The following is an 11,125-nucleotide window of genomic DNA, read 5'->3' on the forward strand; positions in this document are numbered from 1 at the left end:
TATACGGAAGACATATTAGGTTGTTTGGTTCAGTTTTGAGAGAGTGATTTATCACTTTTACATTCGAAGATGGGCCTGTAGCTCAGCTGGTTAGAGCGCACGCCTGATAAGCGTGAGGTCGGTGGTTCAAGTCCACTCAGGCCCACCATCTGATCATAAAAATTTACATGGGGCCTTAGCTCAGCTGGGAGAGCGCCTGCCTTGCACGCAGGAGGTCAGCGGTTCGATCCCGCTAGGCTCCATTTTTGTACCTTGAAAACTAAATAAGAGTAACAACGACATCAAACCAAAAGCTGAAGCGAATGCTTAGCGACATACGGACTGGACTGAACCGAAGGAGATAAAGGAAACGCGAAGAGCCGAAAGGCGAATCGATGTTGACTTATCGTACGAAGGGGAAGGAAGTCAGGCAAGTCGCTATGAGCGGAAGCTAGATTAACCAAAAGCAATAAAGGCGAAAAAGCGTCTAGCTTATTTCACATAAAGCGAGTTAGTTAAGTGAATAAGGGCGCACGGTGGATGCCTTGGCACTAGGAGCCGAAGAAGGACGGGACTAACACCGATATGTCTCGGGGAGTCGTAAGTAGACGTTGATCCGGGAATTTCCGAATGGGGGAACCCACTGTTCGTAATGGAACAGTACCTCTATCTGAATACATAGGGTAGAGGAGGCAGACCCGGGGAACTGAAACATCTCAGTACCCGGAGGAAAGGAAAGCAAATGCGATTTCCCAAGTAGCGGCGAGCGAAACGGAACGAGCCCAAACCAGAAGGCTTGCCTTCTGGGGTTGTAGGACACTCCATAGGAGTTACCAAGAAGTTCTTTAGATGAAGCGATCTGGAAAGATCCGCCAAAGGAGGTAACAGCCCTGTAATCAAAAAGGAACTTCCTCCGGAGTGGATCCTGAGTACGGCGGAACACGAGAAATTCCGTCGGAATCCGGGAGGACCATCTCCCAAGGCTAAATACTCCCTAGTGACCGATAGTGAACCAGTACCGTGAGGGAAAGGTGAAAAGCACCCCGGGAGGGGAGTGAAAGAGAACCTGAAACCGTGTGCCTACAAGTAGTCGAAGCCCGTTAATGGGTGACGGCGTACCTTTTGTAGAATGGACCGGCGAGTTACGATCGTATGCAAGGTTAAGTGGAAGACACGGAGCCGCAGCGAAAGCGAGTCTGAATAGGGCGAACAGAGTATGCGGTCGTAGACCCGAAACCGTGTGATCTACCCATGTCCAGGGTGAAGGTCAGGTAACACTGACTGGAGGCCCGAACCCACGTATGTTGAAAAATGCGGGGATGAGGTGTGGGTAGGGGTGAAATGCCAATCGAACACGGAGATAGCTGGTTCTCTCCGAAATAGCTTTAGGGCTAGCCTCAAGGAAAGAGTACTGGAGGTAGAGCACTGATTGAACTAGGGGCCCTCATCGGGTTACCGAATTCAGTCAAACTCCGAATGCCAACTACTTATCCTTGGGAGTCAGACTATGGGTGATAAGGTTCATAGTCGAAAGGGAAACAGCCCAGACCGCCAGCTAAGGTCCCAAAGTATACGTTAAGTGGAAAAGGATGTGGAGTTGCATAGACAACCAGGATGTTGGCTTAGAAGCAGCCACCATTTAAAGAGTGCGTAATAGCTCACTGGTCGAGTGACTCTGCGCCGAAAATGTACCGGGGCTAAACGTATCACCGAAGCTGCGGATTGTTCTTCGGAACAATGGTAGGAGAGCGTTCAATGTGCAGTGAAGTCAGACCGTGAGGACTGGTGGAGCGCTTTGAAGTGAGAATGCCGGTATGAGTAGCGAAAAAAGAGTGAGAATCTCTTTCACCGAAAGCCTAAGGTTTCCTGAGGAAGGCTCGTCCTCTCAGGGTTAGTCGGGACCTAAGCCGAGGCCGAAAGGCGTAGGCGATGGACAACAGGTAGATATTCCTGTACCACCTCATGAGTGTTTGAGCGATGGGGGGACGCAGTAGGATAAGGAAAGCGCACGGATGGAAGCGTGCGCCCAAGCAGCAAGGGAGTCGGATAGGAAAATCCGTCCGATCATTCTAAGCTGTGACGGGGAGGGAAAATGAGTACCGAAGTTCCGGATTTCACACTGCCAAGAAAAGCCTCTAGTGAGCTCATAGGTGCCCGTACCGCAAACCGACACAGGTAGGCGAGGAGAGAATCCTAAGGTGAGCGGGAGAACTCTCGTTAAGGAACTCGGCAAAATGACCCCGTAACTTCGGGAGAAGGGGTGCTCCTTGTAGGAGGAGCCGCAGTGAATAGGCCCAAGCGACTGTTTAGCAAAAACACAGGTCTCTGCGAAGCCGAAAGGCGAAGTATAGGGGCTGACACCTGCCCGGTGCTGGAAGGTAAAGGGGAAGCGTTAGTACTTCGGTACGAAGCGTAGAACTGAAGCCCCAGTGAACGGCGGCCGTAACTATAACGGTCCTAAGGTAGCGAAATTCCTTGTCGGGTAAGTTCCGACCCGCACGAAAGGTGCAACGACTTGGGCACTGTCTCAACGAGAGACCCGGTGAAATTATACGATGCGTGAAGATGCGCATTACCCGCGACAGGACGGAAAGACCCCGTGGAGCTTTACTGTAGCCTGATATTGAATGTTTGTACAGCTTGTACAGGATAGGTGGGAGCCATCGAAGCGTGAGCGCCAGCTTACGTGGAGGCACCCGTGGGATACCACCCTGGCTGTATGAACCTTCTAACCCAGGGCCGTGATCCGGTCCGGAGACAGTGTCAGGCGGGCAGTTTGACTGGGGCGGTCGCCTCCCAAAAGGTAACGGAGGCGCCCAAAGGTTCCCTCAGAATGGTTGGAAATCATTCGCAGAGTGTAAAGGCAGAAGGGAGCTTGACTGCGAGACCTACAAGTCGAGCAGGGACGAAAGTCGGGCTTAGTGATCCGGTGGTTCCGCATGGAAGGGCCATCGCTCAACGGATAAAAGCTACCCCGGGGATAACAGGCTTATCTCCCCCAAGAGTTCACATCGACGGGGAGGTTTGGCACCTCGATGTCGGCTCATCGCATCCTGGGGCTGTAGTCGGTCCCAAGGGTTGGGCTGTTCGCCCATTAAAGCGGTACGCGAGCTGGGTTCAGAACGTCGTGAGACAGTTCGGTCCCTATCCGTCGTGGGCGTTGGAGGTTTGAGAGGAGCTGTCCTTAGTACGAGAGGACCGGGATGGACACACCGCTGGTGTACCAGTTGTTCCGCCAGGAGCACAGCTGGGTAGCTACGTGTGGCAGGGATAAGTGCTGAAAGCATCTAAGCATGAAGCCCCCCTCAAGATGAGACCTCCCATCACGTCAAGTGAGTAAGATCCCTCAAAGATGATGAGGTAGATAGGTTCGAGGTAGAAGCGTGGTGACACGTGAAGCTGACGAATACTAATCGATCGAGGACTTAACTAAATCTAATGGAAAGATAGTCGTTGAATGATCTCTTATTTAGTTTTTAAGGTATGATCCATATTTTTTGATAAAAAGTACTTGCTTTTTTTACGAAAACAATTATAATAAGGCTTGTGCCTATTTTTTAGAACAATATAAACATCATGTCTGGTAGCAATAGCGGAGAGGTCACACCTGTTTCCATACCGAACACAGAAGTTAAGCTCTCCAGCGCCGATGGTAGTTGGGGCTTTGCCCCTGCAAGAGTAGGACGCCGCCAGGCATTTTTCAATACATATAGCATGAGGTGTATATATTAAATCTCAAAATAATTATAAATACATCTATTTTGTGGTATAATATTTATTGATGCTATCTGTTGAAAAACAGTGGCTATCTCATATATTTAGATTATTCCACAGTAGCTCAGTGGTAGAGCAATCGGCTGTTAACCGATCGGTCGTAGGTTCGAATCCTACCTGTGGAGCCTTTTTATGCTTCCATAGCTCAGTCGGTAGAGCACCACCATGGTAAGGTGGGGGTCAGCGGTTCAAGTCCGCTTGGAAGCTCTCTTATAAACGTTGATATCATAGGCTTTTACTCTATTAAGAGTAGGAGCCTATGTTTTTTTATGACGTTTTTGTCGACATGTCGACATTTTGTGGAGTTCCAGCAGCAACATATGCTTCGGAAAGATATGGAGAAGGAAGCAACAGACTTCTATATAAGTTAACATCGGCTCCTTTCTTCTCCGTGTTTCCTCGAATCCAAATGTATTTCTCTCATTTGAAAAAAACGCTTATTATCTTACGACCTTTAAGGGAGACAGTTCCTAAATTCCTGATTCGTTTGGGCGACAGGACAAAAAACTTCGACAGAGACACATCGCACATGAAAAGTACTTTCCTTTTCAAGGACGTTTTTTCAAGGAGGTTGCGAACTTAGCCTTTGGTCTACTATTTCAAGAAGTATAATCCTAGAATGAAGTTTCACTTTTTCTTGTTAGAAGCTATCCAGCTTGTACGCCATTAATCGAGCGCTTCTATCTTTTGTTCCTTAGAATAAAAAAGCTAAAATATGAATGCTAAATGTACTATTGAGTGGAAAAGCTTTTACAAATAAGTGTATGTTATTAATTTCCTATGCTACAAAGATAATAATGGCGTTGAAGAAATTATATAAAAATTTACTTTACTTAGATAATTTATAAACTTGATATAGGTCAATTCATTTCCTTATTATTTCAAATAAAATGAAGGTACATCATAAATAAGGAGGTTCTAAAGATGACAAAGGTAATTTTACAATTAGAGCCATTGACCTGTCCATCATGTATTAAAAAAATCGAAACAGCACTGATAAAAGTTACAGGAGTAAAAACTGCAAAGGTTCTTTTCCATGCAAGCAAGGCAAAAGTGGAGTTTGATGATGCAAAAACAAATATAGAACAATTAGAAAAAACGATTACGAAATTAGGATATACTGTTTTATCCCGTAAGGTGCAAGACTCCCACTTCAATAGTTGAGAGCGATACAAAGAAGTCTAAGTAAGAGATATCGGCACCTAAATTCCCGATTCGTTCGGTGGCAATAGGATGTTGATCGCAAAGGGTTACATCATGACGTCTGCGAACTTAGCCTTTGATCTACTATTTCAGTGGGGGATGTAAGAAAACTCCCATTGATTGAAGTCTCACTTTATCTAAAAGAGTGTCGTATTGGGTTAATAACATGAAAGCTTAGAAATCCTTGTAAAAGGAATTCTAAGCTTTTTATACATAGAAAATTTTAGTGCTAGAAGTTATGACGCCACAGTGTAATCTTGCTATTCTACGTATAGCTATAACGAGGCCTCTTGTATCCCAGACAGTTTTTTAAAGTTAACAGTAAAAGCTTTCATTTGCTAAAAACAATCGCGAACTTGATAGAGCTCAATTACTTAAAAGAAAAAAGCAATTAGGATAAAAGTATAGAGTTACTCATATTTCATAAAGGAGATGAGAAACGTGTTTGCTTTTATTCAAAGATATAAAAAGCATCAGACCGTGTTATCTTTTCTGTTTATTATGCTCGGGATACTTTTAGGCATTTTGGGTAAGCAGGAGATAAAAAATAGTTTCCTAATCGTTGCCACGGTTATTGCAGGGATACCAATTCTGATAAAAGCTTACCAGGCCCTACGAATGAAGGTATTTAGTATCGAACTATTAGTCATTATTGCTATAATTGGAGCATTATTTATTCAAGAATATATTGAATCCTCAGTCGTTGCTTTCTTGTTTTTATTTGGGGATTATTTGGAAGCACGTACACTGGAACGGACAAGAGCATCATTAAAGAAATTAATGGACATGGCGCCGCAAGAAGCTAATGTTATTCGTAATGGGAAGACACAAAAAATTCCTGCTGAAGAAGTAAAGTTTGGCGAGCGTGTCATCATTCATTCAGGTGGAAAAATTCCAGTGGACGGGAAGATAGTGACAGGGCATGCCTCCATTAATGAAGCGGCAGTTACTGGCGAATCGATTCCAGCAGCAAAGCGAGCAAATGATGATGTATTTTCTGGAACGATTGTTGATCAAGGATATATCGAAATTACTGCTAAAAAAGTTGGTAATGATACAACCTTTGCAAAAATTATTGAACTAGTGGAAGAAGCTCAAGAATCCAAATCAAGAACAGAGAAGTTTTTAAATAAATTTTCGCAATTTTATACCCCAGCAGTAGTTGTTCTATCAATACTTGTTTACATTTTGATAAAAGATCTTCATATGGCTATTACGTTTTTAGTCATTGCCTGTCCAGGTGCTCTTGTTATCGGGGCTCCAGTATCAAATGTAACTGGTATTGGAAATGGGGCGAAACAAGGTGTACTTGTTAAAGGCGGCGAAGTAATGGATCGGTTTGCAAACGTGGATACGATTGTTTTTGATAAGACTGGAACATTAACAAAAGGGAAACCGGAAGTCACTGCAATTAAATTATGGGATCACGGTTTGCAAGAAAATGAATTTCTTCGCATTATTGCACAAGCAGAAACGGTATCTGAACATCATATTGGACAAACGATTGTCAAAGAAGCAAATGCGCGAAATTTAGAGATACATGAAGGTTCGGCAAATGGAGAGATTATAAAAGGAAAGGGGATTCGCGCAAAGCTTGATGGGATGGAAGTAATTATAGGTAATGAAAGTTTAATGAAACAAGAATTCATTATGTTGGATGAAGAAATGCTTCATTATAAGGAAAAACAAGAGAAAAATGGAAATACCGTTGTTTTTGCTGCGGTAAATGGAACCATCGCTGGACTTGTGTCCATAGCAGATCAAATTAGAGAGGATGCTTCTTTCGCATTAGCAAAAATGAGAAGCGATGGGATTAAGCAGATAATTATGCTAACTGGAGATAATAAGCATACAGCTGCACTCGTAGCGAAAAAATTAAAGCTGGATAGCTTCCATGCTGAGCTATTACCTGAAGATAAGGTAAACTTTATAAAACAATTAAAGAAAGCCGACCATACTGTTGCGATGGTGGGAGATGGAATTAATGATGCACCCGCAATTGCTATAGCAGACATTGGGATAGCTATGGGAGATGGCGGAACGGATATATCTATGGAAACAGCAGATGTTGTACTCATGGCAGATAAACTAACACAGTTATCGCACGCATATGCGTTAGCAAGAGCAACAAATCGTAATGTAAAACAGAATACATGGTTGGCTGTAGGTACCGTTTTCCTATTGCTATTAGGGGTTCTGAATGGCTCTGTTCATCTAGCTTCAGGTATGTTTATTCATCAGGCAAGTGTATTATTAGTTATACTAAATGGAATGCGGCTAATTCGGTTTGACCCTAAAACAGTCAAAGAAAGTATGAACAAAACAACTCAACTACAATAACAATATAAAAACTAAGAGAGCTTGGATTACCTAATTGTGTTTCACATGAAATAGCTTTGAATATTAGTGTAGAAGTTTGTTGTAACAGAAACTTAAAATTTTATATAAAAAAACATGACATTAATCGCATGTTATAATGGATAAAACTTTAGCGCTAAAGTTTAGATGATGAAGTGGAGATTTAATGGTAATTAACTAGGAAGACTAACGACGCTAAAAGTTTGGAACCAGCCAATTTTCTGTAAAGCATCTAATCAATTGGATATTGATTGGAAGGAGGGATGTCATGGCGTCAAATAACCAGGAAAATCTTTTTCAAAACACTTGTGAAAATGGATCGGAACACTATTGTGTATCGATCGTACCTATTTTTAATCATTTAGAGAAATCACAGATGGATGAAATTATGAAAGCTGTTCATTCACTTACTTATAAACGAGGAGAAATTATTTATTATGCGGGAGACAAGGCAGAATGGCTGTATATTGTGAATACAGGAAAAATAAGGATTTATCGTCTTTCAGAGAGTGGTAAGGAGCAGCTTGTTCGTATGTTACAACCTGGTGATTTTACAGGAGAATTAGCTATTTTTAAAGATACGGTGCATGAAGCATATGCTGAAGCAATGTCACCAGCAAAAGTTTGCATGATTAGTCGTACTGCTATGCAAAATTTATTATTAAAATATCCTTCCATCTCTTTGAAAATACTAGAGGAATTTGCTAACAGGTTGGAACAATCGGAAACACAGACCACTCGTTTTGCCACAGAGCCAGTCGATACGAGGTTGATTCTGTTTCTTGTTGAAAATATGGATGTTCATAATCAACGAGTAGAGCTACCAATGAGCTATAAAGATTTGGCTTCTTATCTGGGAACCACGCCGGAAACGGTTAGCAGAGTATTAAAGGAATTAGAAATGAAAGGTTATATTAGGAAAAAAAGTCATAAGCGAATTGATATATTAGATGTAGATGCGCTATTACTTCTTTAAAAGCCATTCATAATAAGTCCTTTCAGAGTGATGGTACCAACAATTAGCGACAAAGAAATTTAAACGATAAGAGATAGAAAGCAAAACATTAAAATGTTAAACTAATTAGAACCAAGCTATATATCTTTCTCTTTATAAAATGTTGACTATCTTGTACCATCTTGATCATAAAATGTGATCCTTACCTGATTTCCATAAATCTAAAAACGGGAATAAAAGAAGGAGTGTTAAAAAAGTTAAATATATTTTTCTGGTTTTGTATTTAATTCTACTTGTTTTGAATATTACAATCGGTCTGAAACATACTTTTTTGATACTAATGGGATTAGTTATCATTCAAACTATAGCATATACTATTGCTGAAAAAGCAGATAGATGTATAGAAGCGGACTTACAAAAAGAATAAACAATATAAGTGTATTTTGAAAAGGGAGTATGTCGATACTTTTTAGATAGTTTTTTGAGGTGTTGTAATTTAAATTGGATAGGGCTGAAATAATGGAAATGTTCATGTACACGGTGATGATTAAACCAATGTATATCATTTGCTAACTCTATTTGTAATTGTCTTGGGCCATCAAATTCTCTTTTACCCACAAATTTAGTTTTAAACGCTTTAATGTAGCATCTGCTACCGTATTAAGACAACCTTTTGTACTTCCATATCAAATATTTTCCCACGATCCGTGTTTATAAAAAGTGGGTTAATTAAAATTTAATCCCGTATGTAACCGCCAGTAAGACTTGCCCTTCCATGCACGAGGTAAAACCTAGGAGGATAAATGGAGGAACCAACTGCAAGTCAAATGCCCGATTCTGTTCATTCTAACAATCAGTGGGGGATGAAAAGAGCGCCCCACTGATTGAAGATTTGCTTTATTAAGGAGTTACTTTATGGATCTACAACAGTTAAATGAAAAACTAAGTATTTATAAAGATGTTTTTAGAAAAAAGAAAATCATTTTTCTTGGTGAAAACGGACATGGCGTTTCTGAAATACAAAAACTAAAAATAAAAATTGTTGAACACCTGCATGAAAATTTTGGTTTTAATAAGATTGTCTTTGAGAGCGGTATTGGAGAAATTGCAATTGCAAATCATCATAAACACCATTTGTCCACCAAAGAGTTTTTAATGAATTCATTGTATGATGTGTGGCATACGAAGGAATTATTCAATTTATTTAGAATCATACAAAATAGGGAATTGGCGATTTTTGGTATGGATCTACAATTCCAAAATTATTACTTTCATGATTACATCTTTTCAACTATAGATAAGTATGATCATGATTTAGCAAATGAGTTTTCATATGCTGAGAAAACGTTAGATACCATAAGTATGAAAATTTTTAAGAAAAAGAAAATGTTGCTAAAGAAGAAAAGGCTGGATTTAATTTATTGCAATGTATGTATCTTATTAAGAGATATGAAAAAAGAAATTATGTTAAGTCAAGATATTAGTGAGACTACCTTCACTATAATTCTAAAAGCTATAGAGAATAGGTTAAAAATGATAGAATTATGTTTAATGAATTTTAAAATTTATTCTTACTATCGAGATAGGTATATGTTTGAGCATCTTTCTTTTTTAGTAAACAAATGGCCTGAAGATAAATTTATAATTTGGGCACATAACTATCATATTAGAAAAAATAATTCATTAAGCAAGGGTTGGTTAAATGAAAAATCATTAGGTGAATTCTATTCAGAAAAGTACAAGGATAGTTATCATTTAGGCATTTACATGGAAAAAGGAATAATTGCAAACAATATAGGTAGACCCTATAAAATAAAAAGGCATAAAAAAAACAGCCTTGAAAACAATCTTTTTTCTAATAGCAATAATGATATCATATTAGAATCTTTTGAAAGCATGGATCACCAAAAGTGGTTTAATAATGAGCTGATTGAACACGAATCAGGTGCAGATAAACGTAAACTTATTGTATCTGAACAATACGACGGAATAATTGGCATTAGACACGTCACACCAGCAAAGTATATTAATACTTAATCATAAAAGTCAATATGGCTAAAAAAGACGAGGATTTCTAGTCAAGTTACTTCTTTCTGTAATGTTTTTAAGAACTATTATGAATAATAACTGTATCTACCTCGCATGTAACTGGTAGTAAACCTGCTCTTCCATGCTAAGAGGTAAATCTAGGAGGAAAGGCCTAAGATCCAACTGCTAAGTCCAATTTCGATTCTGTTCAGAGGCCTTTAGGTGATACCCTTGCGGTCTAACCATCCGTGGAGTTTTATAATCAAAACACAAATATAGATCAAGTAGAAAAAACAGTTACGAAATGAAGGATCTAGTAAGAAAAGTCTATGTTAAGAAAAAGAAAAAATTGAATTGACGTATTAGATATTGATGCTTTAATTACTTATGTAAGCAAGCTGTTTTCACCGGTATTTTCCCCATCTTTATTTTCAGATGGGGATTTTCAGGAATATACTCTAACAAATGATCGACAGTTGTTTTAAACCCTCCAATTGTTTTAACTTCTTGCTATTCAGAAGCTGTTTTTCCCCCCATTTTTCTTTCTCTTTAATTGGCTGGAAAGATACGCTCCTTCCCTGTCTGCATAATCATTTAACATAAAAAATAGAGTTTTTTTCAAAATTACCCCTCACTTTTTAACCACATTAATTAAACCCAGATGCCCGTAAGCCATAACGTCAATTGCACCATCATTTGCGACTTAGTCGTTATCACCAATATGAACTAAACCGCTAATCTTCAGCGTCACTTAAATTTAATTCCTTATATATTCCTTCTTGAAACCACCATAAGAAATCAAGGTTTATAAGCTAATGCTGTATTATT

The 11,125-nt window shown here is 39.7% G+C and carries 5 protein-coding genes, 4 tRNA genes and 2 rRNA genes; 10 read left to right on the forward strand and 1 reads right to left on the reverse strand.

Annotated elements, in window-relative coordinates:
• Window positions 1-71 precede the first annotated feature (71 nt).
• From JNUCC74_RS01360 to JNUCC74_RS01400, 9 genes are all read left to right on the forward strand, one after another.
• Window positions 72-148: transfer RNA gene (locus JNUCC74_RS01360), tRNA-Ile, on the forward strand.
• A 21-nt stretch (window positions 149-169) separates the two neighbouring features.
• Window positions 170-242: transfer RNA gene (locus JNUCC74_RS01365), tRNA-Ala, on the forward strand.
• Between the two features lie 250 nt (window positions 243-492).
• Window positions 493-3,412 (forward strand): 23S ribosomal RNA (locus JNUCC74_RS01370).
• A 146-nt stretch (window positions 3,413-3,558) separates the two neighbouring features.
• Window positions 3,559-3,674, forward strand: a 5S ribosomal RNA gene (rrf, locus tag JNUCC74_RS01375).
• Between the two features lie 132 nt (window positions 3,675-3,806).
• A tRNA-Asn gene (locus JNUCC74_RS01380) sits at window positions 3,807-3,878 on the forward strand.
• 9 nt (window positions 3,879-3,887) lie between these two features.
• Window positions 3,888-3,960: transfer RNA gene (locus tag JNUCC74_RS01385), tRNA-Thr, on the forward strand.
• A 717-nt stretch (window positions 3,961-4,677) separates the two neighbouring features.
• The gene (locus tag JNUCC74_RS01390; protein ID WP_077319111.1) at window positions 4,678-4,917 is read left to right on the forward strand and encodes a heavy-metal-associated domain-containing protein; all 240 of its coding nucleotides are present in this window, start codon (window positions 4,678-4,680) and stop codon (window positions 4,915-4,917) included.
• A gap of 540 nt (window positions 4,918-5,457) precedes the next feature.
• Window positions 5,458-7,296, forward strand: coding sequence for a heavy metal translocating P-type ATPase (locus tag JNUCC74_RS01395; protein WP_245799835.1), 1,839 nt, complete (start codon window positions 5,458-5,460; stop codon window positions 7,294-7,296).
• Between the two features lie 286 nt (window positions 7,297-7,582).
• Window positions 7,583-8,290: a Crp/Fnr family transcriptional regulator gene (locus JNUCC74_RS01400; RefSeq protein WP_454066625.1), complete on the forward strand. Its 708-nt coding sequence runs from the start codon at window positions 7,583-7,585 to the stop codon at window positions 8,288-8,290.
• A gap of 336 nt (window positions 8,291-8,626) precedes the next feature.
• Here JNUCC74_RS01400 and JNUCC74_RS01405 read toward each other — a convergent pair whose 3' ends face one another.
• Window positions 8,627-8,911, reverse strand: a complete 285-nt coding sequence (locus JNUCC74_RS01405; protein ID WP_454067806.1) for an IS3 family transposase — start codon at window positions 8,909-8,911, stop codon at window positions 8,627-8,629.
• A gap of 273 nt (window positions 8,912-9,184) precedes the next feature.
• On the opposite strand from JNUCC74_RS01405, the gene JNUCC74_RS01410 reads away from it, so the two are divergent.
• Window positions 9,185-10,306 (forward strand): erythromycin esterase family protein, encoded by a 1,122-nt coding sequence (locus tag JNUCC74_RS01410; RefSeq protein WP_454066626.1) that lies wholly within the window; start codon window positions 9,185-9,187, stop codon window positions 10,304-10,306.
• Window positions 10,307-11,125 lie beyond the last annotated feature (819 nt).

It is taken from the genome of Cerasibacillus sp. JNUCC 74 (genome assembly GCF_053667775.1).